This window comes from Geodermatophilus obscurus DSM 43160, from assembly GCF_000025345.1.
Taxonomy (GTDB): domain Bacteria; phylum Actinomycetota; class Actinomycetes; order Mycobacteriales; family Geodermatophilaceae; genus Geodermatophilus; species Geodermatophilus obscurus.
The window spans coordinates 2532451-2557703 of sequence record NC_013757.1; the positions used below are offsets into that span (position 1 = coordinate 2532451).

25 protein-coding genes are annotated in these 25253 nt (G+C 73.7%); 20 read left to right on the forward strand and 5 right to left on the reverse strand.

Features of this window, described 5'->3' with window-relative positions; all coding sequences use genetic code 11:
- The first annotated feature begins 10 nt into the window (after positions 1-10).
- The 5 genes from GOBS_RS11920 (at position 11) to GOBS_RS11940 (ending at position 5646) form a co-directional block, all read left to right on the forward strand.
- Positions 11-1294: an alpha-hydroxy acid oxidase gene (locus GOBS_RS11920; protein WP_012948542.1), complete on the forward strand. Its 1284-nt coding sequence runs from the start codon at positions 11-13 to the stop codon at positions 1292-1294.
- Positions 1295-1384: 90 nt separating this feature from the next.
- On the forward strand, positions 1385-2830 hold the full coding sequence (locus GOBS_RS11925; RefSeq protein ID WP_012948543.1) for an Nramp family divalent metal transporter: 1446 nt from the start codon (positions 1385-1387) through the stop codon (positions 2828-2830).
- The gene (locus tag GOBS_RS11930) at positions 2823-3794 is read left to right on the forward strand and encodes a sugar kinase (protein ID WP_012948544.1); all 972 of its coding nucleotides are present in this window, start codon (positions 2823-2825) and stop codon (positions 3792-3794) included. The genes GOBS_RS11925 and GOBS_RS11930 overlap by 8 nt, the downstream gene beginning before the upstream one ends.
- Before the next feature lie 2 nt (positions 3795-3796).
- Positions 3797-4681 (forward strand): dihydrodipicolinate synthase family protein, encoded by an 885-nt coding sequence (locus tag GOBS_RS11935; RefSeq protein WP_012948545.1) that lies wholly within the window; start codon positions 3797-3799, stop codon positions 4679-4681.
- Positions 4678-5646, forward strand: coding sequence for a C-terminal binding protein (locus GOBS_RS11940; RefSeq protein WP_012948546.1), 969 nt, complete (start codon positions 4678-4680; stop codon positions 5644-5646). Before GOBS_RS11935 ends, GOBS_RS11940 begins: the two co-directional genes overlap by 4 nt.
- Positions 5647-5666: 20 nt before the next feature.
- Here GOBS_RS11940 and GOBS_RS11945 read toward each other — a convergent pair whose 3' ends face one another.
- The gene (locus GOBS_RS11945) at positions 5667-6347 is read right to left on the reverse strand and encodes an SDR family NAD(P)-dependent oxidoreductase (protein ID WP_012948547.1); all 681 of its coding nucleotides are present in this window, start codon (positions 6345-6347) and stop codon (positions 5667-5669) included.
- Positions 6348-6369: 22 nt separating this feature from the next.
- Positions 6370-8079, reverse strand: coding sequence for an IlvD/Edd family dehydratase (locus GOBS_RS11950; RefSeq protein WP_012948548.1), 1710 nt, complete (start codon positions 8077-8079; stop codon positions 6370-6372).
- 102 nt (positions 8080-8181) lie between these two features.
- Between GOBS_RS11950 and GOBS_RS11955 the strand changes: the two genes are divergently transcribed.
- The 4 genes from GOBS_RS11955 to GOBS_RS11970 all read left to right on the forward strand — a co-directional run bounded on the left by GOBS_RS11955 (position 8182) and on the right by GOBS_RS11970 (position 11656).
- Positions 8182-8952, forward strand: coding sequence for an IclR family transcriptional regulator (locus GOBS_RS11955; RefSeq protein ID WP_012948549.1), 771 nt, complete (start codon positions 8182-8184; stop codon positions 8950-8952).
- Between the two features lie 82 nt (positions 8953-9034).
- Positions 9035-9886, forward strand: a complete 852-nt coding sequence (locus GOBS_RS11960; protein ID WP_243697739.1) for a fumarylacetoacetate hydrolase family protein — start codon at positions 9035-9037, stop codon at positions 9884-9886.
- Complete coding sequence (locus tag GOBS_RS11965) at positions 9883-10914, forward strand: zinc-dependent alcohol dehydrogenase (protein WP_012948551.1); 1032 nt, start codon at positions 9883-9885, stop codon at positions 10912-10914. The genes GOBS_RS11960 and GOBS_RS11965 overlap by 4 nt, the downstream gene beginning before the upstream one ends.
- Position 10915: 1 nt before the next feature.
- Entirely contained in the window at positions 10916-11656 is a 741-nt protein-coding gene (locus GOBS_RS11970; RefSeq protein WP_012948552.1) for an SDR family NAD(P)-dependent oxidoreductase, read from the forward strand.
- A 73-nt stretch (positions 11657-11729) separates the two neighbouring features.
- Here the strand turns inward: GOBS_RS11970 and GOBS_RS11975 are convergent, their stop codons facing one another.
- Together GOBS_RS11975 and GOBS_RS11980 are read right to left on the reverse strand one after the other, a co-directional pair.
- Positions 11730-12914 (reverse strand): dipeptidase, encoded by a 1185-nt coding sequence (locus tag GOBS_RS11975; protein ID WP_012948553.1) that lies wholly within the window; start codon positions 12912-12914, stop codon positions 11730-11732.
- A 6-nt stretch (positions 12915-12920) separates the two neighbouring features.
- Positions 12921-14357, reverse strand: a complete 1437-nt coding sequence (locus GOBS_RS11980) for a DNA-binding protein (RefSeq protein WP_012948554.1) — start codon at positions 14355-14357, stop codon at positions 12921-12923.
- Positions 14358-14490: 133 nt separating this feature from the next.
- Here GOBS_RS11980 and GOBS_RS11985 point away from each other — a divergent pair, with 133 nt between their 5' ends.
- The 10 genes from GOBS_RS11985 (at position 14491) to GOBS_RS12025 (ending at position 22919) form a co-directional block, all read left to right on the forward strand.
- Positions 14491-15744 carry a glutathione-independent formaldehyde dehydrogenase gene (locus tag GOBS_RS11985; RefSeq protein ID WP_012948555.1) on the forward strand — a complete coding sequence of 418 codons (1254 nt, stop codon included), beginning with the start codon at positions 14491-14493 and terminating at the stop codon, positions 15742-15744.
- Between the two features lie 73 nt (positions 15745-15817).
- Positions 15818-16282, forward strand: coding sequence for an MSMEG_3727 family PQQ-associated protein (locus GOBS_RS11990; protein ID WP_012948556.1), 465 nt, complete (start codon positions 15818-15820; stop codon positions 16280-16282).
- A gap of 14 nt (positions 16283-16296) precedes the next feature.
- Positions 16297-18027 carry a PQQ-dependent dehydrogenase, methanol/ethanol family gene (locus tag GOBS_RS11995; RefSeq protein WP_012948557.1) on the forward strand — a complete coding sequence of 577 codons (1731 nt, stop codon included), beginning with the start codon at positions 16297-16299 and terminating at the stop codon, positions 18025-18027.
- Positions 18028-18032: 5 nt separating this feature from the next.
- Positions 18033-18155 (forward strand): pyrroloquinoline quinone precursor peptide PqqA, encoded by a 123-nt coding sequence (gene pqqA / locus GOBS_RS26270; RefSeq protein WP_012948558.1) that lies wholly within the window; start codon positions 18033-18035, stop codon positions 18153-18155.
- 105 nt (positions 18156-18260) lie between these two features.
- Entirely contained in the window at positions 18261-19163 is a 903-nt protein-coding gene (gene pqqB / locus GOBS_RS12000) for a pyrroloquinoline quinone biosynthesis protein PqqB (RefSeq protein ID WP_012948559.1), read from the forward strand.
- A gap of 8 nt (positions 19164-19171) precedes the next feature.
- A complete protein-coding gene (pqqC, locus tag GOBS_RS12005) occupies positions 19172-19870 on the forward strand; it encodes a pyrroloquinoline-quinone synthase PqqC (protein ID WP_012948560.1) in 699 nt (232 codons plus the stop codon).
- Complete coding sequence (gene pqqD / locus GOBS_RS12010) at positions 19836-20162, forward strand: pyrroloquinoline quinone biosynthesis peptide chaperone PqqD (protein WP_049788238.1); 327 nt, start codon at positions 19836-19838, stop codon at positions 20160-20162. Before pqqC ends, pqqD begins: the two co-directional genes overlap by 35 nt.
- Positions 20155-21267 carry a pyrroloquinoline quinone biosynthesis protein PqqE gene (gene pqqE / locus GOBS_RS12015; protein WP_012948562.1) on the forward strand — a complete coding sequence of 371 codons (1113 nt, stop codon included), beginning with the start codon at positions 20155-20157 and terminating at the stop codon, positions 21265-21267. The genes pqqD and pqqE overlap by 8 nt, the downstream gene beginning before the upstream one ends.
- Positions 21268-21319: 52 nt before the next feature.
- Positions 21320-22417, forward strand: a complete 1098-nt coding sequence (locus GOBS_RS12020) for a sodium:calcium antiporter (RefSeq protein WP_012948563.1) — start codon at positions 21320-21322, stop codon at positions 22415-22417.
- A gap of 94 nt (positions 22418-22511) precedes the next feature.
- The gene (locus GOBS_RS12025) at positions 22512-22919 is read left to right on the forward strand and encodes a DUF1232 domain-containing protein (protein WP_012948564.1); all 408 of its coding nucleotides are present in this window, start codon (positions 22512-22514) and stop codon (positions 22917-22919) included.
- A gap of 71 nt (positions 22920-22990) precedes the next feature.
- Here GOBS_RS12025 and GOBS_RS12030 read toward each other — a convergent pair whose 3' ends face one another.
- Positions 22991-23404: a GlcG/HbpS family heme-binding protein gene (locus GOBS_RS12030; protein ID WP_012948565.1), complete on the reverse strand. Its 414-nt coding sequence runs from the start codon at positions 23402-23404 to the stop codon at positions 22991-22993.
- 441 nt (positions 23405-23845) lie between these two features.
- Here GOBS_RS12030 and GOBS_RS12035 point away from each other — a divergent pair, with 441 nt between their 5' ends.
- Entirely contained in the window at positions 23846-25252 is a 1407-nt protein-coding gene (locus tag GOBS_RS12035) for an APC family permease (RefSeq protein WP_012948566.1), read from the forward strand.
- Position 25253: the final 1 nt, after the last annotated feature.

Here is a 25253-nt window from a genome sequence, read left to right on the forward strand (position 1 = left end):
AGGGGAGAGCATGACGGACAGGGCACCGCTCCCGCCGGTCCCGACCACGCGCCAGGTGCCGAGGTGGTCGGAGCTCCGCGAGGTCGTGCAGTTCAGGAGGCCACGACTGGGCCGCATAGCGCGACGGCTGGAGAACGCGCTGTCGGTCCGCGACCTGCGCGAGGCGGCCCGCCGCACGACTCCCCGGGCGGTCTTCGACTACGTCGACGGCGCGGCCGAGGAGGAGATCACGGCGGCGCGGAACTCCGCCGCCTACCGCCGGGTCACCTTCCGACCGGACGCGCTGCGGTCGGTGGCCGAGCCCGACACGAGCGTCGAGCTCCTGGGCCGGCGCATCGCCATGCCCCTGGTCTTCGCGCCCACCGGCTACACGCGGATGATGCACCACCACGGCGAGGCCGCCGTCGCCACCGTGGCCCAGCACGTCGGCGTGCCGTACGCGCTGTCGACGGTGGGCTCCACCTCGATCGAGGACGTGCGGGCCGCATCTCCCGACGGCGACCTGTGGTTCCAGCTGTACTACACCGCCGACCCCGAGGTGAACGAGGACCTGCTGGCGCGCGCCGAGGCGGCCGGCTACTCCACGATCCTGCTCACCGTCGACACCACGGTTTCCGGGATGCGGCTGCGCGACGTCGTCAACGGCCTCACGATCCCGCCGACGCTGACCGCGCGCACCGTGCTCAACATGTCGAAGTTCCCGGTGTGGTGGTTCAACAAGCTGACCACCGGCGGGATGACGTTCGCCTCGCTCTCCGGGGTCCCGGGCAACCCGACCCCGGCCGAGGTCGCCAGCATGATGTTCGACCCCGGCCTGGACCTGGGATCGCTGGACCGGCTGCGGAAGCGGTGGCGCGGCGACCTGCTCGTCAAGGGCATCACCACTCCCGCCTCGGCCCGCGAGGTCATGGAGCACGGGGCCGACGGCGTGGTGGTCTCCAACCACGGCGGGCGCCAGCTCGACCGCTCGGCGGCGACGCTCGACGTGCTGCCCGCCATCCGGTCGGCCGTCGGGCAGCAGGCTCCGGTGCTCATCGACGGTGGCGTCCTGCACGGTCAGGACGTCGTGGCCGCCCGGGCCCTGGGCGCGGACGCGGTCATGATCGGCCGGGCCTACCTGTACGGGCTCATGGCCGGCGGCCAGGACGGCGTGCTGCGCGCCTACGAGATCCTCGCCGAGGAGTACCAGCGGTCGATACAGCTGCTGGGTGTGCGACGCAGCGAGGACCTCTCCGACCGGCACGTCGCCTTCACGGCGCACGCCTCGGGCGACTACCCCAACGTCTCCGTCTGACCGGCCGACCGGTCGTCCCGCCGGTCGGCCGGGACCGCGCGCAACCCCGTACCGCCCACCCGACAGGAACGTCGAACAGAAGGAGGCACGATGGTCAGCACCCGTGAACCGGGAGGCGCGGGGTCCTCGGTGGTGGACCTCTTCCCGACCAAGCACCTGGCAGCACCGAAGCTGCGGGACATGCCCGACGCGCCGGCGAACTTCCGGCACGTCATCGGGCCGGGGATCGTCGCCGCCGGCGTCGGCATGGCCAGCGGCGAGTTCATCCTCTACCCCTACATCGCGTCCCAGGTCGGGCTGGTCTTCGTCTGGGCCGCCTTCGTGGGTCTGGCCACCCAGTACTTCCTCAACATGGAGATCGAGCGGTACACGCTCGCCACGGGGGAGACCGCGCTCACCGGGTTCAGCCGGTACTGGCGGCACTGGGGTCTCGTCTTCGCGATCCTCGCCTACTTCGCCAACATCTGGCCGGGCTGGGCGACGAGCTCGGCGACCCTGATCACCTACCTCGTCGGCGGCAGCGTGGCGCCGATCGCGATCGGCATCCTGTTGCTGATCGGCGTCATCCTGACCATGGCGCCGGTCGTCTACCAGGCCCTCGAGAAGATCGAGATGGTCAAGGTCGCCGCCGTCCTGCTGCTGATCGTGGTCGCCTCGGTCGCCGCGATCGGGGCGTCGACCTGGGCCGACACCCCGCAGATCATCACCAACGCCGGGCTGCCCTACCAGGAGCTCGGGTTCGCGCTGCTGATGGGCGCGCTGGCGTTCGCCGGCGCCGGCGGCGGCCAGAACCTGTGCCAGAGCAACTGGATCCGCGACAAGCGGTTCGGCATGGGTGCCTACGTGCCGCGGATCGTCAGCCCGGTGACCGGCCACCCGGAGGCCGCGCCGTCCACCGGCTTCGTCTTCGCGCCCACCCCGGAGAACCTGGGCCGGTGGCGGCGCTGGTGGAAGCTCGCCAACTACGAGCAGCTGAGCACCTTCGTGGCGATCAGCTTCCTCACCATCCTGTTCACCTCGCTGCTGGCCTACGCCACCGTGTTCGGTCAGGAGGGGCTGGCCAGCGACATCTCCTTCCTGAAGGCGGAGGGGGACGCGCTCAACGCGACCGTCGGCGGCTGGTTCGGCACCTTCTTCTGGATCATCGGCGCCTTCTCGCTGTTCGCGGCGGCGCTGGGGATCGTCGACTACACCAGCCGGCTCGGCGCCGACGTGCTGAAGACCGCCTACGTCAAGGACGCGAACGAGAGCAAGATCTACTTCGGGCTGGTCTGGGGCCTGGTCGTGATCGGCGTCGTCGTGATCCTGTCCGGCCTCAGCCAGCCGCTGGTCCTGCTGGTCATCTCGGCGGTCACCGGCGGGCTGATGATGTTCATCTACTCGGCGCTGCTGCTCCTGGTGAACCGGCGGACGCTGCCGAAGGAGATCCGTCCGGGCGCCGGCCGGGTCGCCGCCCTGGTCTGGGCCTTCCTGCTGTTCGGCTTCCTGTCCGTGCTCACCTTCAACCAGCAGCTGCAGAACCTCTTCGGTGGCTGAGCCGGGGGAGGCCCCCGCCTCCGTGCCTCGGGTGGTCACCGCCGGGGAGACGATGGTGCTCGTCGTCCCCCCGGCGCCGGGCCGGCTGCGGCACGCCACCTCGGTGACGCTGTCGATCGGCGGGGCGGAGAGCAACGTGGCGATCGGGCTGTCGCGGCTCGGCGTCCCGGCCAGCTGGGTCAGCGCCCTGGGGCAGGACGAGCTCGGCGAGCTGGTCCTGCACCGGGTGCGCGCCGAGGGGGTGGACACCACCGCCGTGCGCCGGGTCCCGGACCGGCCGACGGGCCTCTACCTGCGGGAGGAGGTGGCCGGCGCGCTGCGGGTCTACTACTACCGCAGCGGGTCGGCGGCCTCGACGCTGGCGCCGGGCGCCTTCGACCCCGCGGTGCTCGACGGCGCGGCGTTCCTGCACCTCACCGGGATCACCGGGGCGCTCTCCCCGGAGTCGGCCGAGTTCCTGACCTGGGCGGCGCGGACCGCCCGGGCGGCCGGCGTCCGGGTCAGCTACGACGTCAACTACCGCAGCCGGCTGTGGGAGCCGGCGGCGGCCCGCGCCGCCAGCGAGGCGCTGCTGCCGCACGTCGACGTCCTGCTCGTCGGGGACGAGGAGGCGCGCGCGCTGTGGGACTGGGACGACGACACCTGCCTGGACCGCCTCGCCGACGCCGGCCCGGGCGAGGTCGTGCTCAAGCTCGGCGCGCGCGGCTGCGCGGCGGTGGTGGACGGCGAGCGGCTGGCCTCGCCGGGGTTCCCGGCCCGCCAGGTGGACCCGATCGGGGCGGGGGACGCGTTCGCCGCGGGCTACCTCGCCGCGACCCTGGACGGGCTCGACCCGGCGGGCCGCCTGCGCACGGCCAACGCCATGGGCGCGTTCTGCGTGCAGAACCTCGGCGACTACGAGGGCCTGCCCAGCCGCGCCGAGCTCACCGCGTTCCTGGACCGGACCGTCGACCTCGGGAGATGACGATGCAGCAGCAGGACCCGGCCGGCGTCCTCGAGGGCGTCTACGTCGCCAACGTGACGCCGTTCCGCGACGACGAGCGCTACAGCGTCGACGTGGACGCCTACCTCGCGCACGTGGGGTGGCTGGCTGGGCAGGGGGTCACCGGCGTCATCCCGTTCGGCACCAACGGTGAGGGCCCCTCGGTCGCAACCCGGGAGAAGCAGGCCGTGCTCGACGCGCTGGTCCCCGTGGCCGGCTCGCTGCACGTCGTCGCCACGGTCGCCGAGGGCAACCTGCCGGACACCCTCGACCTGCTGGCCCACCTGGACGACCTGCCGGTCCGGGCGGTCATGGTGCTGCCGCCGTACTACTTCAAGCCGGTGTCGACCGACGGGTTGCGGCGGTTCTACGACCGGGTGCTGGCCGCCACGCGGCACCCGGTGGTGCTCTACCACATCCCCAAGTACTCGGTGCCCCTGCCGCCGGACCTGGTGACCGGCCTGCCGGTGTGGGGCGTGAAGGACTCCGGGGGAGCGCCCGGCTACGCCGAGGAGGTCCACGCGGCCGGGAAGGGCGTCCTGGTCGGCACGGAGGACGACCTGCCCGGACGGCTCGGGACGGCGCACGGCTCGATCTCCGCGCTGGCCAACATCGTCCCCGAGCAGGTCGTCGCCCTCTACCGGCACGTCCGCGACGGGCGGTCCGCCGAGGCGGCGGCGCTGTCCGCCCACCTCCAGCAGGTCCGCGCGATGACCAAGCAGCACGACTCCGCCGGGGTGCTCAAGAAGGTCGCCGAGCAGCGGCACGGGCACCCGATGGGCACCGTGCGGCCCCCGCTGAGCCCCGTCCCGCCGACGTTCGACGCCGCGGCCGCGGCCGAGCGCGCCGTGGCCGGCCCGGTCCGGTGAGCGGGCCCGGGCTGCGGGTGCTGGTCACCGACGCGGACTACGGGGTCCTGGACATCGAGGAGCAGGTGCTGGCCGCCGCGGGGCACGAGCTGCGCACCGCCCGGTGCCGGACGCCGGCCGAGGTCATCGACGCCGCCCGGGACGCGGACGCCGTCCTCGTGCAGTACGCCCCGATCACCGCCGAGGTGCTCGACGCGCTGCCCCGGCTGCGGCTGGTGAGCCGGTACGGCGTGGGGGTGGACGTCGTGGACACCGACGCCGCCCGCGCCCGGGGCGTCTGGGTGTGCAACGTGCCCGACTACGGGACCACCGAGGTCGCCCTGCACGCCGTGGCGGTGCTGCTGGCCCTGCTGCGCAACCTCCCCGAGCACGACCGGCAGGTCCACGCCGGCCGCTGGGACCACCGGCTCGGCGGCCGGCTGCGGCGGCCCGACGGCCTGACCCTCGGGGTGGTCGGCCTCGGCCGGATCGGGCGGACGACCATGGCGGGCGCGGCGCCGTGGTTCGGCGCGGTCGTGGGCCACGACCCGCACCTGCCCGACGACGCCTGGCCCGCCGGGGTGGAGCGGCTCGGCCTGGCGGAGCTCTTCGCCCGCAGCGACGCGGTGACGCTGCACCTGCCGCTGACCGCCGACACCCGGGGCCTGGTGGGTGCGGACCTGCTGGGGCGGATGCCCGCGGGGTCCTACCTGGTCAACACCGCCCGGGGCGGCCTGGTGCAGCTCGACGCCGTCCTGCAGGCGCTGGAGGACGGCCGGCTCGCCGGTGTGGGCCTCGACGTGTTCCCCACGGAACCCCCGCCGGCCGGCTCCCCGCTGCTCGCCCACCCGCGGGCGCTGCTCACGCCGCACGTCGCCTGGTACTCCGAGGAGGCGGAGGTGGAGCTGCGGCGCAAGGCGGCGGGCAACGTCGTCAGCTGGGCGCGGACCGGGCGCCCGGACCACGTGGTCGTCGAGGGCCGCTGATCCTGCGGGTGCCGGCCGGGTCAGTAGGTGGCGCGGCCGCCGCTGATGTCGTAGACGGCGCCGGTGGAGAAGCTGACCCGGTCGGAGCACAGGAAGGCGACCAGCTCGGCGACCTCCTCGGGCCGGCCCACCCGCTTCATCGGGATGAGGCCGGTGATGTGCGCCAGCACCTCGGGCGCGGTCGCCGCGTTCATCGGCGTGGCGATGACCGCCGGGGCGATCACGTTGACCAGCACGCCGGTGGTCGCCAGCTCCTTGCCCGCGGACTTGGTCAGCGCGATGACCGCAGCTTTGGCGGCCGAGTAGGCCGCGAGGCCGGGGTTGCCGTCCTTGCCGGCCATGCTGGCGACGTTGACGACGCGCCCCCAGCCGCGCTCGGCCATCCCGGGCACGAAGGCCCGCAGGGTGTTCACCGTCCCGACGACGTTGACGTCGAGGACGCGGCGCCACTCGTCGGCGGTGGTCTGCACCAGCGGCCGGTTCGGCCCGACGATGCCCGCGGAGTTCACCAGCACGTCGACCGGTCCCACCTCGCCGGCCACCTGCCGCAGCGCCTCCTCGTCGGTGACGTCGGCGGACACGTCGGCCCCGCCGAGGTCGAGGGTCACCACCTCGAGCCCGTCGGCGCGGAGCCGCTCGGCGGTGGCCGCGCCGATGCCGCTGGCGCCGCCGGTCACCAGGGCGGTCCGGGTCGTCGTCACGTCCGCGTGCCGGGTGGCGGGGTCAGTGCGACTCGCGGCTGACGGCCGAGCCGCTGGAGCCGAGCAGGAAGTCGAGGTCGGCGCCGGTGTCGGCCTGCAGCACGTGGTCGACGTAGAGGCGCTCCCACCCGCGTCGCGGGTCGGCGAAGGCGGCCACGGTGGCCGCGTCCGGTGCGCGCCGGGCCAGCTCGTCGTCCGGCACCTCGACGTCGATGCGGCGGGCCGCGACGTCGAGGCTGACCACGTCACCGGTCCGGACCAGGGCCAGCGGGCCGCCGGCGGCGGCCTCGGGGGTGACGTGCAGGACGACGGTGCCGTAGGCGGTGCCGCTCATCCGCCCGTCGCAGACCCGGACCATGTCCCGGACGCCCTGCTGCAGCAGCTTCTTCGGCAGCGGCATGTTCGACACCTCGGGCATGCCGGGGTAGCCCCTCGGGCCGCAGCCGCGGAGCACGAGGACGGAGTCGGCGTCGACGTCGAGGTCGGGGTCGTCGATGCGGGCGTGGAAGTCCTCGATCGAGTCGAACACCACCGCCCGGCCCCGGTGCCGCAGCAGGTGCGGCGAGGCGGCGGCCGGCTTGATCACCGCACCGGTCGGGGCGAGGTTGCCGCGCAGCACGGCGATGCCGCCCTCGGCGACCAGGGGTTCGGCACGGGTGCGGATGACCTCGGGATCCCAGATCGGCGCGTCCTCCAGGGAGTCGACGAGCGGCTTGCCGGTGACGGTGAGCGCGGTCGGGTCGAGCAGGTCGCGCACCTCGCGCAGGACCGCGAGCAGGCCGCCGGCCCGGTGGAAGTCCTCCATGAGGAAGCGGCCGGCGGGCTGCAGGTCGACCAGCACGGGCACGGACGAGCCGATCCGGTCGAAGTCGTCGAGCGTGAGGTCGATGCCGAGCCGGCCGGCGATGGCCAGCAGGTGGACGACGGCGTTGGTCGACCCGCCGATGGCGGCGAGTGCGACGATCGCGTTGGTGAAGGAGGCCCTGGTGAGGAAGGTGCTCGGCCGCCGGTCGGCGGTGATCATCTCCACGGCCAGCCGGCCGGTGCCGTGCGCGGCCTCCAGCAGCCGGCTGTCGGGAGCAGGCGTGCCGGCGACGCCCGGGACGACGGTGCCCAGCGCCTCGGCGACCAGCGCCATGGTCGAGGCGGTGCCCATCGTGTTGCAGTGCCCCCGGCTGCGGATCATCGACGACTCCGACCGGGTGAACGCCTCCTGCGAGAGGGTGCCGGCGCGGACCTCCTCGCTCAGCCGCCACACGTCGGTGCCGCAGCCCAGCGGTACGCCGCGGAAGGTGCCGGTCAGCATCGGCCCACCGGGGACGACGACGGCGGGCAGGTCCACCGAGGCCGCGGCCATGAGCAGCGACGGGATGGTCTTGTCGCAGCCGCCGAGCAGCACGACGCCGTCGACCGGGTTGGCCCGGAGCATCTCCTCGGTGGCCATCGCGGCCATGTTGCGCCAGAGCATCGCCGTGGGCCGGACCTGCGTCTCACCGAGGGACACCACGGGCAGCTCCAGCGGGACGCCGCCGGCCTCGAGGACGCCGTTGCGCACGGACGCCGCGACCTCGGTGAGGTGCGCGTTGCACGGCGTCAGGTCCGAGGCGGTGTTGGCGATCGCGATCTGCGGCCGGTCGAAGGCGTCGCCCGGCACGCCGCGGCGCATCCAGGCCCGGTGGATGTAGGCGTTGCGGGCGTCCCCCGCGTACCACTGCGCGCTCCGGAGCGTCACGAGAAGCTGCCTTTCCAACAGTCGAGACGATGGTCTAGCTTCTGGAACGCGATGGAGGCTACGCACACATCCGGCGGAGCGACAGCACCCGGAGGGGACGGTGTGAGCCGGCTCGACGAGAGCCGGCTCGTCGGCTCCGACCGGGTGCTCGCCGTGCTCAAGGAGCTGGCCCGCCACGCCGACGGCGCCGGCCTGGAGGAGCTGACCCGGGCGATCGGCAGCCCCAAACCGACCGTGCACCGCGCGCTCGGCTCGCTGCGGCGCGCCGGCCTCGCCGACCAGGACGCCCGGGGCCACTACGTGCTCGGCGACGAGTTCCTCCGGATGGCGTTCGCCCACCACGAGGCCCGGCCGGAGCACGTCCGCGTGCGCCCGGTGCTGGAGAGCCTGGCCGCCCACTTCGGGGAGACCTCCCACTACGCGGTCCTCGACGGCCGCGAGGTGGTCTACCGCGCGAAGGTCGACCCGCCGACCGGGGCCGTGCGGCTGACCTCGACGATCGGCGGGCGCAACCCGGCCCACGCCACGGCCGTCGGCAAGCTCCTGCTGGCGCACCGGCTGACCACCCGCGAGGACGTGGCGGCCTGGGCTGGGACGGCGGAGCTCGTACGGCGCACGCCGCGGACCCGCTGCACGGTCGAGGACCTGCACCGCGACCTGGCGCGGACACGGGAGCAGGGGTACGCCACCGACCACCAGGAGAACGAGACCGGCGTCAACTGCCTGGCGCTGCCGGTCTTCCTCACCTCGCCGAGCGCGCCGTCGGGTGCGCTGAGCATCAGCGCGCTCGCCTACCGGACACCGCTGTCCGCCCTGGTCGAGGCCCTCGGCGTGGTCCGGGGGCTGCTGGGGCCGATGGGAGAGGCCCGGTGACGCGGACCGTCGCGCCCGTGCTCGAGCTCTGCCCGGCACCGGCCTGCCCGCACCCGACCCTGGAGACAGTCCCGTGTACCTGATGCGCATCGGCGCGCCCGGCGCCGAGAAGCCCGTCGTCCGCCTGGACGAGGAGACCTACGTCGACGTCTCCGACGTCGCCCCCGACTTCGACGAGACCTTCTTCGGCAGCGGAGGCCCCGAGCTCCTCCGCCCGGTGGTGGCCGAGCGCGCGGCCAACGGGCAGGTCGGCCGCTTCGCCGGGGAGCGGATCGGTGCGCCGATCGCGCGGCCGCACCAGATCCTGTGCATCGGCCTCAACTACCGCGACCACGCCGCCGAGACCGGCCAGCCGGTGCCTGCCGAACCGATCCTGTTCACCAAGTCGCCCAACACGCTCGTCGGCCCGGACGACGACGTGCGCATCCCGCGCGGGTCAACCAAGCCCGACTGGGAGGTCGAGCTGGGCCTGGTCATCGGCCGGCGCACCAGCTACCTGGACTCGGTCGAGGAGGCCCGCGACGCGATCGCCGGCTACCTGGTCGTCAACGACGTCAGCGAGCGGGCGTTCCAGATGGAGCGCGGCGGCCAGTGGTCCAAGGGCAAGTCCGCCGAGACGTTCAACCCGGCCGGCCCCTGGTTGGTCACCCCGGACGAGATCGACGACGTCCTGGCCCTGGACATGTGGCTGGACGTCAACGGGGTGCGCCGGCAGACCGGCAACACCGAGACGATGGTCTTCGACCCGTACGTGATCGTGCACCACCTGAGCCAGTTCATGGTCCTGGAGCCCGGTGACCTGATCAACACCGGTACCCCGCCCGGTGTCGGCATGGGGTTCCGGCCGCCCGTGTGGCTGCAGCCCGGTGACGTCGTGGAGCTCGGCATCGACAGGCTGGGGTCGCAGCGGCAGCACGTGCTCGGACCGCGGTGAGCACACCCACCGTGCGGGCGTTCGTGCTGACCGCGCCGGGGGAGGCGTCGGTGCAGGAGGTGCCCGCGCCCGTGGCCGTCCCCGGCGAGGTCGTCGTCGACGTCGAGCGGGTGGGCGTCTGCGGCACCGACGTCGAGTTCTTCACCGGCGAGATGACCTACCTGCACGAGGGGCACTCCGCCTACCCCATGCGGCTGGGCCACGAGTGGGCGGGCACCGTCTCCGCCGTCGGGGACGGCGTCGACCCCGCCTGGCTCGGCCGCCGCGTCATGGGCGACACCATGCTGGGCGACCGGACCTGCCGCGCCTGCCGGAGGGGCGCCCAGCACGTCTGCGCGCGCCGCCAGGAGGTCGGCATCCGCGGCGGCCGTCCCGGTGCGCTGGCCGAGCAGCTCGCCGTCCCCGCGTGGTCGCTGCACGCGCTGCCGGATCGCGTCGACGCCGTCCTCGGCGCGCTCGTCGAGCCCGGCGGCAACGCGCTGCGCGCGGCGCAGGCCGCCGGCGTGGGCCCCGGCGACCGGGCCCTGGTGCTCGGCCCGGGGACCATCGGGCTGCTGACGGCGATGTTCCTGCGCGCCGCCGGCGCCGAGGTGCACCTGATGGGTCTCGGCGAGGAGTCGCTGGCCTTCGCCCGCAGCCTCGGCTTCGCGCACGCCTGGACCGAGGCGACGCTGCCGGACGAGCCGTTCGACGCGGTCGTCGACGCCTCCAACGCCGTCCACCTCCCGGCCCTGGCCCTCGACGTGGTGCAACCGGCCGGACGGGTGGTCTACATCGGCATCTCCGGCGACCCCAGCACGATCGACACCCGGACCCTGCTGCTCAAGGACGTCACCGCGGTGGGCGTGCTGTCGGCCTCGCCGGCGCTGGAGGACACCATCGCCGCCTACGCCGGCGGCGCGGTCGACCCGCGGCCGCTCGTCGCGGCGACCGTCGGTCTCGACCGGGTCGGTGCCGTGCTGGCCGGCGAGCGCATCGAGGGAGCCGGCCCCGGCCCCAAGACCCACGTCGACCCGAGGGGTGTCTGACATGACCGAGTTCGACGGGCTGGTCGCCGTGGTGACCGGCGGCGCCAGCGGCATCGGCGCGGCCACCGCCCGCCTGCTCCAGGAGCGCGGCGCGCGCGTCGCCGTGCTGGACCGCGGGACCGACGGCGCCCCGGACGGCGTCCTGGCGCTGCGCTGCGACGTCACGGACGCCGCGGCCGTCGACGCGGCCGTCGGGACGGTCGTCGAGCGGCTGGGCGGCCTCGACGTGCTGGTCAACAACGCCGGCGTCGGCGCGACCGGGCACGTGGGGGAGAACGACGACGCGGAGTGGGCCCGGGTCCTCGACGTGAACGTCACCGGCATGGCCCGGGTGGCCCGGGCGGCGTTGCCGCACCTGCGCCGGTCCGCGCACGCGGCCGTGGTGAACACCTGCTCGGCGGTGGCGTTCGTCGGCGTCCGCCAGCGGGCGCTCTACAGCGCGAGCAAGGGGGCGGTGCTCGCCCTGACCCTGGCCATGGCCGCCGACCACGTCCGGGAGGGCATCCGGGTCAACGCCGTGGCCCCCGGGACGGCGGAGACGCCGTGGGTCGGCCGGCTCCTCGGTGCCGCCGAGGACCCGGCCGCAGCGGCCGAGGCACTGCGGCAGCGCCAGCCGCTGGGCCGGCTGGTGACCGCCGAGGAGGTCGCGCACGCGATCGCCTCGCTCGCCTCCCCGCTGGCGGCCTCGACGACAGGCACGGTGCTGCGGGTGGACGGCGGCATGACAGGCCTGCGCGTCTGACCCCGGCGCACGGGACACCCGCGCTGCGTTCGGGCGCCGGATGGGCGGCGGTCGGGTTCCGGCGCGCACCGGCTCACGGCCGGTCTAGGTCCTCGATCCGCGCCGTCGACGGGCCCCGCACGGCGGCGGCGGAGCGGGACACGGCCTCGGCCTCCCGGAGCACCCGCAGGACGTTCCCGCCGACCAGCTTGACGCAGTCGTCCTGGCTCCAGCCGCGGCCGAGCAGCTCGGCGACCAGCGCGGGGTAGCAGGCGACGTCGTCCAGGCCGTCGGGGACGTCGTCGGTCCCGTCGTAGTCCCCGCCGATGCCGACGTGGTCGATGCCGGCCACCGTGCGCACGTGCTCGACGTGGTCGGCCACCTCGGCGAGCGACGCGCGCGGCCGCGGGTGCTCGGCGGCGTACTCGGCGCCCACCGTGGCACGGACCCCGGCGTCCCGCGGGTCGAGCCCCCGCCGCTCCACCTCGGTCCGGAGTCCGAGGGCCCAGGCGCGGCACCGTGGCGACACGAAGTCCGGGACGAACGTCACCATGCACACCCCGCCGTTGGCGGCCAGCCGGCGGAGCAGGTCGTCCGGGACGTTCCGCGGGGAGTCGCAGACGGCGCGGGCTCCCGAGTGGGAGAAGACGACCGGTGCCTCCGCGACCGCCAGGACGTCGCGCGCCGTGTCGGCCGCCACGTGGGAGAGGTCGACCAGCATCCCGAGCCGGTGCATCTCGCGCACCACCTCGCGACCGAACGGGCTCAGCCCACCGATCGCGGGGACGTCGGTCGCCGAGTCCGCCCAGGGCACGTTCACGTTGTGCGTCAGCGTCAGGTAGCGGACACCGAGCCGGTGCAGCACCCGGAGGACGCCCAGCGAGTTCGCGATGGAGTGGCCGCCCTCGGCGCCGAGCAGCGAGGCGATCCGGCCGCGGGCGAAGGCGGCCGCCACGTCGTCGGCTCCGAGTGCGAGCTCCAGGTCGTCCGGGTGGGCGCGGATCATCCGGTGGACGAGGTCGACCTGCTCCAGCGTGGCGGCCACCGCCGAGTCGCCCTGCAGCGTGCCCGGGACGTAGACCGACCAGAACTGGCCGCCGACCCCGCCGCGCCGCAACCGCGGCAGGTCGGTCTGCGTCCCCGGCACGGGGCCCGCGAGGTCCAGCCGGTCCAGGTCGCCTCCGAACCGGGTGCGCAGAGCCCACGGCAGGTCGTTGTGGCCGTCGACCAAGGGGTGCCGGCGCAGCAGGGCGTGGGCCGTGGCGAGGTGACCGGTCATCCCGCCCTACAGACCGAGCGCCTGGCGGACGTACGGGATGTGGCGGCGGGCCACCGGGACGGTCTCCCGGGGTCGGGTGTCCGTGGCGAGGAAGAGCGCCCCCTTGAACCCCTGCTCGATCTCCCGCACCCGGCCGAGGTTGACCAGGAACCGGCGGTGCACGCGCATGAACCCCTTGCCCCCCAGTTCCTGTTCGAGGCGGTCCAGCCCCCGGGCGACGGCCAGGAGCCGTCCCTGGTCGCTGGTCAGCCAGACGTTGTTGTGGTCGACCTCGGCGAAGCGGATCTCGCGGGGGTCGAGGAGGACCCATCGGTCGTCGCGCAGCGCGATGACCCGGTCCCGGTACGGGCGCGGCTCGGCGGAGCGGGGTCCGGGCTCGTCCAGGGGTTCCCCGGAGCCGGCCGGGTCGGGAGGCCCGAATGCGAGGAGCGCGCCGAGCACCTGGGAGCCGTCGAACACGGGGCGGACCGCGACCGAGACGGGGGTGTCGAGGAAGGGCACGTAGACCAGGGTCGATCCGCTCCAGCACGGGTCCTGCCGGGCTCGTTCGGTCGCCCGGCGGGCCAGCTGCGGCAGCGCGCGGACTTGCGGGGTCCACCGGTGCGCCGGAGCGCAGGCCGGGGTGTCGGCGGGGGTGCCCAGCAGGACGGCGGCCTCCCCGTTGGCGAGCACGACCTTCCCCGCCGTGTCGACGGCGGCGAGCGGCGTCGCGGGGGGCACCCGGGCGTCGGCGAGCGCGGCCGCCAGCAGGGTGCCCGTGTGGTGCGCCCGCCGCCGCAGCTTGGCCTCGGTGGACGCGGCGACCGTGTGCAGCCACGGCAGCACCGCGTCGGACAACGGCGTCTGCCAGCAGGAGATCTGCAGCGCGCCGAGCGGATCGCGGGTGACGACGTCGCGCACCGCGACACCGGCGCTGCTCCAGTGGTGGAACCCCTGGCACCAGTGCTCGGGTCCCCGCACCAGGACGGGACGGTGGCTCTCCAGCGCGGTGCCGGTGCCGTTGGTGCCGCTCGCCCACTCCGACCAGGCCGACCAGGCCGCGAGGTTGTGGTCCTCGGCCAGGTGGAGCACCCGCCGGCTGCCCCAGGACGCCAGGACCCGCCCGTCGGAGTCGGCCACCGTCACGAGGCCGTCGAGGCCGTCGACCTCGCCCGCGGCGCGGGCGGCCAGGCCCCCGAGCTCGGCGAACACCACGTCGTGCTCCATCGAGTGCGCGGTCCCCGCGGCCGCGGCGGGCGCCCGGTCCAGGTCCGGGTCGACCTCGTACTGCTCGCGGCACCGGTACCAGGACATGAGGATCTCGGGACGGACCCCGTGGACGGTGTCCGCTCCGGCGGCGAACCGTTCCCGCGCGGCGCTGACCCGCTCGAGGCCGTCGTCGGGGGACGCCGCTCCGCTCGCCGCGGCTGACGCACCGTTCGTCGTGTCTTTCGCGCCGTTCATCCCGCTCCCCTTGGGGTCGGGGGGAAGAGCGTCCCAGCATCGGTGAGCAGGCGCCCGGCAGCAAGCGGGTCGGCCACGGCAGCGGTGTCCCCCAGCGCGACCGGGGAGCGGCGGCGGGAGGGGGTGGGCACGCGTGCAGGCGGTGGTCTACCGGAGGCCCTTCGAGGTGGCGGTGGAGGAGGTCCCCGACCCCCGGATCGAGCAGCCGAACGACGTGATCGTGCGGATCACCTCGACGTGCATCTGCGGAGCCGACCTGTGCGCGTACGAGGGACGGGCGGGCGCCGAGCCGGGTGCCGTGTTCGGCCACGAGAACCTCGGCATCGTGGAGGAGGTCGGCGCCGGCGTCTCCGCCCTGGAGCAGGGCGACCGCGTCGTGATGCCGTTCACGGTGGCCTGCGGCTCCTGCCGGAACTGCCGGGCGGGCGCCACCGGCTCCTGCCTCACCGCCGCCTGGGCCGGCCGGGGGGCCGGCGCGTACGGCAGCGTCGCCCCGGCCCCGACCCCGTCCGCCGGCGGCCAGGCGGAGTACCTGCGGGTCCCCCACGCGGACCTCAACTGCCTGCCGCTGCCCGCCGGCACCGAGCACGAGTCCGACTACGTGCTGCTCTCCGAGGTCTTCCCCACCGGGTACCACGGCTGCCGCCTAGCCAGCGTCTCGCCTGGGGAGACCGTCGCGGTCTACGGCGCCGGGCCGGTGGGGTTGATGGCCGCGTACTGCGCGCTGCTCTGCGGCGCGTCACGGGTGTTCGTCGTCGACTGCGCACCCGAACGACTGGCCAGGGCGCGGGACATCGGAGCCGTCGCCGTGGACTCCTCCGCCGGTGACCCGGCGCAGCAGATCGAGGACCTGACCGGCGGTGAGGGCACCGACGCGGGCGTGGACACCGTCGGGTTCCCGGTCCCCTCCGGGACCGGGGACGGCGCGGAGCCCGCGGCCGTGCTCGACCAGCTCGTGCGCACGGTGCGGCCGACCGGCGGGCTCGGCGTCCCCGGCCCGTGCGTGCGCTGTGGACCTGACGGCGTCGGCGGGCACGCCGGGCCCGGCACGCTGCTCGTCGCGATGGACACGCTGGTCGAGAAGGGCCTGCGCCTGGGCACCGGCCGGGCGGACGTCAGGCGCTACGACCGGCAGCTGCGGGACCTGATCACCGAGGGCCGGGCCAGGCCTGGCTTCGTGGTGTCCCACGAGCTGCCGCTCGTCGAGGCCCCGGACGCGTACCGGGAGGCCGACCAGCGCGTCGACGGCTACACGAAGGTCGTGCTCCGACCCGGTGCGCCTGGTCGTCGCGCCGCTGCAGCAGTCCAGGGGAGAGGAGGTGGCATGGCCACCCAGGCGCCGACCGAGCGGGATGCGGCGGGACGTCGTCCGGGGGCCTGGCCGTGACCGTCGCAGGCACCGGCAGGCACCACCTCATCAGTCCGCCTCGACAGGAGAACCGCACTAGGAGGGAAGGTCGATGACGACCACCGCATCGGAGCGATCCGCGGCGCTGAGCGAGCTCGGGTTGGACGGGCAGAACCAGGCGACGATCGGTCGGCTGCTGGCCACGGGGAACATCGGACACGCCGAGGAGGGCGACGGCGGCCGGATGCGCGCCCGGATCCGGATCGTGCCCGACCAGCTGATCTGGGACCCCTCGGTCCTCGTCCTGCCCCGTGGGGGGCACCTGGACATCGAGTTCGTCAACGACGACCAGAACACGCACTGCGCGCTCGTGCCGTCCAACGGTGACAGCAAGTGGATGTGGTTGCCGAACTACTCGCGCGGGACCATGACCGTCACCCTCGACGGCCCTGGTTACTACTGGTTCAGCTCCAACATCGGCAACGACGAGGGCCGGGGCCTGATCGGGGCGATCGTCGTGAGGGGCGACGTCCCGGAGTCGGCACGCCTCGACCGCCCGCAGCAGCCCCGACCGTAGACAGGACTGAGTTCATGACCGACATCCAGGACAAGACCGGGATCGAGTACGGAGAGGCCCCGCCGGCAGTCGACTTCGGGTCGCTGACCACCGCGCCCGGGAACGCGCCGCCCGTGGTCCAGGACGTGACGTACGAGCGCATCCTCGACGCCCGATCGGAACCGCAGAACTGGCTCACCTACTACGGCGCCTACGACGGGCAGCGGTACAGCCCGCTCGACCAGATCAACAGGGAGAACGTCGTCCGCCTCACCCCGGCCTGGGTGTTCAGCTTCTCGCCCCACGGGCTGCACGCCGGCCAGTCGACGTACGCCTTCGAGACCAGCCCGATCATCGTCGAGGGCGTCATGTACGTCTCCGGGTGGGACGGCTGGGTCTGGGCGCTCGACGCCAAGACCGGGCAGCTGCTGTGGCAGTACAAGCACGCGATCCCCTTCGACGTCTCGCTGTGCTGCGGCAACGTCAACCGCGGGGTCGCCGTGGCGAAGGGCAAGGTCTTCGTCTGCACGCTCAACGCCCACGTGCTCGCGCTGGACGCCGCCACCGGTGAGTGCATCTGGGACGTCACCAGCGGGGACGTCCGCGCCGGGGAGAGCCTCACGGTGGCCCCGCTCGTCGTGAAGGACCGGGTCGTCGTCGGCAGCTCCGGCGGGGAGTTCGGGGTGCGCGGCCACCTCGACGCCTACGACATGGAGACCGGGGAGCGGATGTGGCGCTGCTACACGATCCCCAAGCCCGGCGAGCCGGGCTCGGAGACCTGGCCGCAGGACGGTGAGGCCTGGGCGCGGGGCGGCGGCAACTGCTGGGTCACCGGGACCTTCGACCCGGAGACGAACCTCCTGTACTGGGGGACCGGCAACCCCGCGCCCGACTTCGACGGGGAGGTCCGACCGGGGGACAACCTCTACACCGACAGCGTGATCGCGGTGGACGCCGACACCGGGGAGATCCGTTGGCACTACCAGTGCACCCCTCACGACCTGTGGGACTACGACTCGAACATGGAGTGCATCCTGTTCGAGGAGGACGGGCGCAAGCTCCTGGCCCACTTCGACAAGAACGGGTACTGCTTCGTCCTGGACCGCACCACCGGCGAGCGGGTGCGGATTTTCCCCTTCGTCGACCGGATCACCTGGGGTGAGATCAGCCCCGACGGCACGGTGACGCCCAGGATCTACCCGGACAAGGAAGGCGAGGAGGTGCACTTCCACCCGGGGCCGGCCGGGGCCAAGGAGTGGACCCACGCGTCGTACAGCCCCAGGACGGGCCTGTTCTACGTCCCGGTGCAGGACACCGGCGCGAAGGTCGCCCGCCGGCGCCGGGAGTTCAAGGAGAGCATCCCCTACTGGGGCGCGGCGGTCACCGTGGACGCCGAGGACATGGCCGGGTCGGTGACGGCGTTCAACGCCTCCGGTGAGGAGGTGTGGCGCTGGCGCAACGACCTGCCGATGTGCGCGTCGGTGCTCAGCACGGCGGGCGACGTGGTCTTCGCCGGCACGCCGTCCGGCACGTTCGTGGCCCTCGACGCCCGCAGCGGCGAGTTCCTGTGGCAGTTCAACTGCGGCAGCGGCCACCACAGCAGCCCGAGCACCTACAGCGTCGAGGGCAAGCAGTACATCGCCGTGCCGGTCGGCTGGGGCGCCTGGGTCGAGGGGTTCCTGCCCGGGATGATGGGCGGCCCCCACGGACAGGCGATGTTCGTCTTCTCGCTGCCCGAGGACATCGACTCGGCCGGGGGGAGGTGACCGTGATGGACCAGGAGCTCCGTGTCTCCCCGCTCTGCGCAGACGAGTGGGAGGCCCCCTCCTTCGAGGAGATCCGGGTGTCCGCTGAGGCGACCGCGTACATGGGCGTCCAGGAGGACTGGGACTAGACGGACACGTCCGGACCGGGCGGAGAGGCGTCGGGCGACGAGGTCCGGCGCCTCTCCGTCTCCGGACGGCTCCGTCTTCGTGCTGCGGGAGGGCCACCGATCGACATGTGGGTGCGGGTGCTGGGCTCGGCGGCGGGAGGCGGCTACCCGCAGTGGAACTGCGCCTGCCCCCCGTGCCGCGCGGTGCGCGACGGGTCCCGGCCGGCCCGCCCGCGCACCCAGTCGTCGATCGCGGTGAGCGCGGACCGCCGGCGGTGGTTCCTGCTCAACGCCTCACCGGACATCCGTGCCCAGATCGAGTCCTTCCCCGCGCTGCACCCCGCCAGCGGCCCCGACGGCGCCCGGGTGGTCCCGCTGCAGGCCGTGCTGCTCACCGACGCCGAGCTGGACCACACGCTCGGGCTGCTGCTGCTCCGCGAGGGGGGAGGCCTCGTCCTGCACGCCACCGAGGCGACCCACGACACGCTGCGCCAGGGGACGTCGCTGCTCCGCACCCTGGAGGCCTACTGCCCGGTCGAGTGGCGACCGGTCGTGCCGGGGGTGGACGTGCCGCTGGCCGACGGGCTGTCCTACCGGGCCTTCGACGTCCCGACGACCAAGCGCGCCCGGTTCCGCTCCGGTTCTCGCGAGGGGCGGGTCGTCGGCTACCGCCTCACCGACGAGCGCAGCGGCCGGGCGCTGGTCCACCTGCCGGTGCTGCAGGAGCTGACGCCGGAGGTGCGGAACGAGCTCGACGGCTGCTGCCTGCTCGTCGACGGCACCTGCTGGTCCGACGACGAGCTGATCCGGCTCGGCCTGGCCGGCCGGACGGCACGCGAGATGGGGCACCTGCCGATCAGCGGTCCCGGGGGCAGTCTCGAGCAGCTCGCCCGGCTGCCCGTCGAGCGCCGGATCTACGTCCACGTCAACAACACCAACCCGATCCTCCTCGAGGACGCGCCCGAGCGGCGCACCGTCGAGGAGCACGGCATGGAGGTCGCCGTGGACGGGCTCGAACTGGAGGTGTGAGGCCCCTCATGACGCTGACCGCGACGGCGACCGACGAGTTCGTGGCCGCGCTGCGCGAGCAGTCCCGCCGCTACCACGACCAGCACCCCTTCTCCCGCAGGATGAACGAGGGGGAGCTGGGCCGGGAGCAGATCCGCTGCTGGGTGACCAACCGGTTCGCCTACCAGGCAGCCATCCCGCGCAAGGACGCCGCGATCCTCGCCAACTGCCCCGACCGGCAGGTGCGCCGCCGCTGGATCCGCCGCATCCACGACCACGACGGCACCGCCGACGGCGAGGGTGGCATCGAGGCGTGGCTGCGGCTCGGCGAGGCGGTCGGCCTGGGCCGGGAGGAGATGGAGGACCAGCGGCACGTCGTCCCGGGCGTGCGGTTCGCCGTCGACGCCTACGTCACCTTCGCCCGCACCCGGCCGTGGGTCGAGGCGGTGGCCTCCTCGCTGACCGAGCTCTTCGCGCCGGACCTGATGGCCGAGCGCCTCGCCGCCTTCGAGCGCCACTACACCTGGATCGACCCGCAGGGGCTGGCCTACTTCCGGGCCCGCCTGACGCAGGCGCCCCGCGACTCCGCACACGCCCTGGAGGTGGTGACGGAGCACTGCCGGACGCCGGGGACCCAGGCGGCCGCCCTGGCGGCCCTGTCCTTCAAGTGCGACGTCCTCTGGAGCATGCTCGATGCGATCGACCGCGCCTGTGCAGACCGCCAGTAGTGCCGACCGCCCCCGGCTGGCCCGCTCCGTCCGGCTGAGGTTCGACCCGGCACGCGAGCGGCACGTGCTGCTGACGCCGGAGGCGGTCACCGTCCTCAACGGCACGGGGGCGGCCGTCCTGGAGCTGTGCGACGGGCGGCGGACGGTGACCGAGATCGTGGCCAAGCTGCGCGGGCGGTACGACCGCGTGGACGACGACGAGGTGCGCGCCTTCGTCGACCGCCTCACCGCCCGGCGGTGGCTCGAGGTCGGGAACGCGGAGGCCGGTCGTGGACAGGCCCGTCGTGGCTAGCCCGGCCGTGGACCGGCCGTTCGGCCTGCTGGCCGAGCTGACCTACGGCTGCCCGTTGCACTGCTCCTACTGCTCCAACCCGATCGACCTGGCCGCCCACACCGACGAGCTGACCACGGCGGAGTGGCAGCGGGTGCTGGTCGAGGCCCGCGACCTCGGCGTGCTGCAGCTGCACCTCTCCGGCGGTGAGCCGCTGCTGCGCCGCGATCTCCCCGAGATCGTCCGGTGCGCCGGTGAGCTGGGCCTGTACACCAACCTGATCACCAGCGCCCTCGGGTTGACGCCCCGCCGCGCGGAGGAGCTGCTGGCCGCAGGCCTCGACCACGTGCAGATCAGCCTCCAGGCCGACGAGGCCGCCTTGTCCGACCGCCTCGCCGGGGTGCGGTCGTTCGAGCGCAAGCTGGTCGCCGCCCGGCTGGTGAAGGAGCTGGGCTGGCCGCTCACGCTGAACGTCGTCCTGCACCGGCACAACGTCGACCGGGTCGCCAGCATCCTCGACCTGGCCGAGCAGCTGGGGGCCGACCGGATCGAGCTGGCCCACACGCAGTACTACGGGTGGGCCCTGCGCAACCGCGACGGGCTCCTGCCGAGCAGGGCGCAGCTGGAGCGCGCCCAGGACGTGGTGCGGGCGGCGCGCGAGCGCCTGCAGGGGCGCATGGAGGTCATCTACGTGCTGCCCGACTACCACAGCCGCTACCCCAAACCCTGCATGGGGGGCTGGGGCACGCGCCAGCTCACCGTGGTGCCCGACGGCGACGTCCTCCCGTGCCCCACGGCGCACACCCTCCCGCTTCCCCGGGCGAGCGTCCGCGAGCACCCCCTGGCGTGGATCTGGGAGCGGTCACCGCTGTTCCAGCGCTTCCGCGGAACGGACTGGATGCCCGATCCCTGCCGCAGCTGCGACCGCCGCGAGCTCGACTTCGGCGGCTGCCGCTGCCAGGCCTTCCAGCTCACCGGCGACGCCGCCCGCACCGACCCGGTCTGCCACCTCTCGCCCGACCACGGCCTCGTGGCCGAGGCGGTGGCCGCCGCCGACGAGGAGGCGCGGTCGGGTGCGGCGGCGCTGACCCCGCGGCGGTACCCCGCCGCCGGGCGCAGCCGGTGACCGCCCGTCCACGCCCCTGCCCGGCGGGTCGTCGCGAGGAGGAGCCCCGGCCATGACCTCGGTGTTCGTCTTCATCTCCGGGGCGACCCTGCTGGTGGTCAGCGCGGAGAAGCTCATCACCCACCTCGTCGGGGCGGCCAGTGGTCTCCGGATCCCGCTGTTCCTGCTGGCCATCGTCTTCACCGGTGTCGAGTTCGACGACATCGCGCTCGGCGTCGGGCTGAACCTCGAGGAGCTCAGCGGTGTCGCGCTCGGCGTCGTGTTCGGGACGGCGCTCTCCTTCACCGGCGTCGTCCTGGCGGTCGCCGCGATCGTCCGGCCGAGCGTCGTCGACATCCCGCGCGACTACCTCGTCGTGTTCGCCGCCGCCCCGCTGGTGATGGTCGCGTTCACGCTCATCGGGCCGCTGACGGTCACCGACGGACTGCTGCTCCTCGGTCTGTTCGTCCTGTTCATCGGCTACGTCGCCGCCCGGGAGCTCCGCAGGAGCGTCGCGGTCTTCCGCGACGAGGAGGTGTGCGAGGCCGCCGTCGCCGAGGTCGGGGACGGCACGCCTCCCCGACGCGGGGCGGACACGCACGTGCTGCAGGACCAGCCGGCCGGGGCAGCAGCACGGCCCGGCGCTGAGCGGACGCAGCAGGTCGTCGACGAGCCCCGCGCCGAGCCGAGCGAGCTGCCCGCCGGCTGGGCCCACCTCGGACTGGCGGTGGTCGCACTCGCCGGACTCATCGTCGGCGCGGCGACCGTGAGCACCGGGACCGAGGGGATCCTGGAGACCTACGGGCTCGAGGGCACGGTGTTCGGCGCCACCATCGTCACCGCCGTGCTCACCATGGAGGACGTCTTCCTGACGGTGGAGCCCTTCCGGAGGGGCGTGCCGGAGATCGGGGTCGGGAACGTCATCGGCAGCGTCGTCTTCTCGGTCACCGGGAAGCTGGGCATCACCCTCCTGGCCGGCGGCATCGTCGTCGGCTCGGACGTGTTCACCTGGCACCTGCCCGCGCTCGTCGTCCTCACCGCGCTGGCTGCGTACCTCCTCTCCACCGGCCGGCTGACGCGGTGGCACGGCTGCATCCTCCTGGCGCTCTACGTCGTGTACTGGTTGGTCAGCCTGGTCGCGTTCGGCGAGGTCCCGGTCGAGATGGACTGAGGACCCCCTGCCCCCACCGCTCGCAGGCTCGCGGCGGGACCCTGTAGGGGGCCACCGTCCCGCCGCTGGCCGGGACGAGGGAGGGGGCGGCGGGATGCCGGACTGGGCGTGGACGCTGGTCGGGGTGCTGGGCGGCCTGCTGCTGTGCTGGCTGGTGCTGGTGCTGGTGCTGTGGAGGACCTGCCCGGACGAGCTGCGGCTGCGGGAGCTGCTGCGCCTGCTGCCCGACGTGCTGAGGCTGGTGCACCGGCTGGCCGGCGACGGCACGCTGTCGCGCGGCGTCCGGGTGCGGCTGTGGCTGTTGCTGGCCTACCTGGCGCTGCCGATCGACCTGGTGCCCGACTTCGTGCCGGTGCTCGGCCACGCCGACGACGCGATCGTGGTCGTCCTGGTGCTGCGCTCGGTGGTCCACCGCGCCGGCACGGCCGCGATCGACCGGCACTGGCCCGGCACGCCCGACGGCCTGGCCGCGCTGCGCCGGGCGAGCCGGTTGCCGGTGTAGGCGTCCGCTCGCCCGGAGCGCTGCGCTCCCTCGGGGACGACCCGGGTTGCCGCCCGGTGGGTCCGACGACGTCAGAAGCCGGCGGTGGCTGCCTCGCAGACCGTGGTGTCCTGCTCGCCGGTGCCACCGCTCACCCCGACCGCGCCCACGATGACCCCGTCCGCGCGCACGGGGGCGCCACCGGCGAAGACCATCACCTTGCCGTTGTTGGACGCCTGGATGCCGTAGAACGGCCCGCCCGGCTTGGCCAGGTCGGCCAGCTCGGCCGTCTCGATGTCGAAGGCCCGGGCGGTGAAGGCCTTGTTGATGGCGATGTCGACACTGCCGCGCCACGCGCCGTCCATCCGCACGTGCATGACGAGGTCGCCCCCCGCATCGACGACGGCGATGTTCATCGGCTGCCCGATCTCCGCGGCGCGTGCCTCCCCGGCCGCGACGATGCGGCGGGCGTCGTCCAGGGACAGGCTGTTCAGCTGCTGGGTCACAGGGATCCCTTCCGGTCGGAGCCGTGGCCGGGGACCGCGGCTGGTCGGCCACCGTTCCGGTCCAGGGGCCGGAACGGGATGGGGGTACCCGGGCCGCGACGTGACCAACTCAGCTCCCGGCGACGGATCGGCGCGGCCGGAGCCGGCGGGGAGAACGCGCCGTCCACCGCACCCCGGGCGTGGGACGGCTTCCCGGGTGTGCGACGGCATCGGCCGGGCGGTGCGGGAGAGCGGAGGACAGGACCCCCACGGTCACGACCGTGCCGCAGCGGACGCTCCGGGCCCGATGACGTCCGCGCACAGCACGACCGTCGAGCGCGCGGGGAGGCGACAGGGCCTCGACCTGCGGCTCGCCGTGCTGTGATCCTGGTCGCGCGACACGATGGACGTGCCCGACCGGGCGGCCACTCCGGCCACCGGTCCCAGTCGAGGAGCAGGCCGATGAGCGACAACGCGAACGGCGGCCTCGTCCGCACCCTCGGCCGGTGGGACGTCCTGGCCGTCGCCTTCGGGGCGATGATCGGTTTCGGCTGGATCGTGCTCACGGGGGGCTTCCTCGAGAGCGCCGGCACGCTGGGCGCCGCGCTCGCCTTCGTCATCGGCGGTGTCGTCGTCGCCTTCGTGGGGCTCACCTATGCCGAGTTGGTCTCGGCGATGCCCCACGTCGGCGGAGAGCACAACTACGTCCTCCGGGCGATGGGCAGCCGGCCGGCCTTCATCACGTCGTGGGCGCTGGTGCTCGGCTACGTCTCGGTGGTCGCGTTCGAGGCGGTCGCCCTGCCCCAGACGATGCTGTACCTGTTCCCGGACATGCTCGCCGGCCGTCTGTGGACCGTGGCGGGGTACGACGTCTACGCCACCTGGGCGGCGGTCGGCGTGGTCGCGGCGCTGGTGATGACCGGGCTCAACTACGTCGGGGTCCGTCCGGCCGCGGTGTTCCAGGCCGTCGCGGTGCTGTTCCTGCTGGCGGTCGGGGCGGCGCTGCTCCTCGGCAGCGTCGTCGGCGGCTCGACCGAGAACATGCAGCCGCTGTTCACCGGAGGCGCCGTCGGCCTCATCTCGGTCCTCGTCGCGACCCCGTTCCTGTTCGTCGGCTTCGACGTGATCCCGCAGTCCGCGGAGGAGATCAAGCTCCCCTACCGCAAGATCGGTCAGCTGCTGCTCGTCTCGGTCGCCATGGCGGTGACCTGGTACGTGCTGATCATGCTCACCGTCGGGTCCTCGCTGCCCGTCGCCGACCTCGCCGCCTCCGAGCTGGCGGCCGCCGACGGCATGGCGGCGCTGTGGGGCAGCGACGTGATGGCCACCGTCCTGGTGCTCGGCGGCATCGCCGGGATCCTCACGTCCTGGAACGGGTTCCTCATCGGCGCCAGCCGGCTGGTCTACGCGATGGCTCAGTCGGGGATGCTCCCCGGCTGGTTCGGCCGGCTGCACCCGCGGTACCGGACGCCGGGCAACGCCCTGATCTTCATCGGCGCGCTGTCGGTCGTGGCCCCGCTCTTCGGCCGCCAGACCCTGGTGTGGATGGTCGACGCGGGTGGGTTCAGCATCATCGTCGCCTACCTCATGGTGGCGGTGAGCTTCGTCGTCCTCCGGCGCCGTGAGCCTGAGATGGCGCGCCCCTTCCAGGCCCCCGGTGGACAGGCCACCGGTGTGGTCGCCGCCGTCCTCTCCCTCGGGCTCGGCGTGCTGTTCCTGCCCGGCATGCCGGCCGCGCTCATCTGGCCCTACGAGTGGGTGCTCCTGGCTCTCTGGTGGATCCTCGGGCTGGTGTTCGTGCTCCGCGTGCCGTCGGTGGGGCCCGGACCGGACGCCGAGCAGCGCGTCCTGGCCGCACGATCGCGGTGAC

Coding starts and splice junctions, on each gene's coding strand:
- pqqB (WP_012948559.1), top strand. CDS start 18,261: ATGTGGGTGCGGGTGCTGGGCTCGGCGGCGGGAGGCGGCTACCCGCAG.
- pqqD (WP_049788238.1), top strand. CDS start 19,836: ATGCGATCGACCGCGCCTGTGCAGACCGCCAGTAGTGCCGACCGCCCC.
- pqqC (WP_012948560.1), top strand. CDS start 19,172: ATGACGCTGACCGCGACGGCGACCGACGAGTTCGTGGCCGCGCTGCGC.
- GOBS_RS11980 (WP_012948554.1), bottom strand. CDS start 14,357: ATGAACGGCGCGAAAGACACGACGAACGGTGCGTCAGCCGCGGCGAGC.
- GOBS_RS11995 (WP_012948557.1), top strand. CDS start 16,297: ATGACCGACATCCAGGACAAGACCGGGATCGAGTACGGAGAGGCCCCG.
- GOBS_RS11935 (WP_012948545.1), top strand. CDS start 3,797: ATGCAGCAGCAGGACCCGGCCGGCGTCCTCGAGGGCGTCTACGTCGCC.
- GOBS_RS11970 (WP_012948552.1), top strand. CDS start 10,916: ATGACCGAGTTCGACGGGCTGGTCGCCGTGGTGACCGGCGGCGCCAGC.
- GOBS_RS11925 (WP_012948543.1), top strand. CDS start 1,385: ATGGTCAGCACCCGTGAACCGGGAGGCGCGGGGTCCTCGGTGGTGGAC.
- GOBS_RS12035 (WP_012948566.1), top strand. CDS start 23,846: ATGAGCGACAACGCGAACGGCGGCCTCGTCCGCACCCTCGGCCGGTGG.
- GOBS_RS11960 (WP_243697739.1), top strand. CDS start 9,035: ATGCGCATCGGCGCGCCCGGCGCCGAGAAGCCCGTCGTCCGCCTGGAC.
- pqqA (WP_012948558.1), top strand. CDS start 18,033: ATGGACCAGGAGCTCCGTGTCTCCCCGCTCTGCGCAGACGAGTGGGAG.
- GOBS_RS11920 (WP_012948542.1), top strand. CDS start 11: ATGACGGACAGGGCACCGCTCCCGCCGGTCCCGACCACGCGCCAGGTG.
- GOBS_RS12020 (WP_012948563.1), top strand. CDS start 21,320: ATGACCTCGGTGTTCGTCTTCATCTCCGGGGCGACCCTGCTGGTGGTC.
- GOBS_RS12025 (WP_012948564.1), top strand. CDS start 22,512: ATGCCGGACTGGGCGTGGACGCTGGTCGGGGTGCTGGGCGGCCTGCTG.
- GOBS_RS11990 (WP_012948556.1), top strand. CDS start 15,818: ATGACGACCACCGCATCGGAGCGATCCGCGGCGCTGAGCGAGCTCGGG.
- GOBS_RS11975 (WP_012948553.1), bottom strand. CDS start 12,914: ATGACCGGTCACCTCGCCACGGCCCACGCCCTGCTGCGCCGGCACCCC.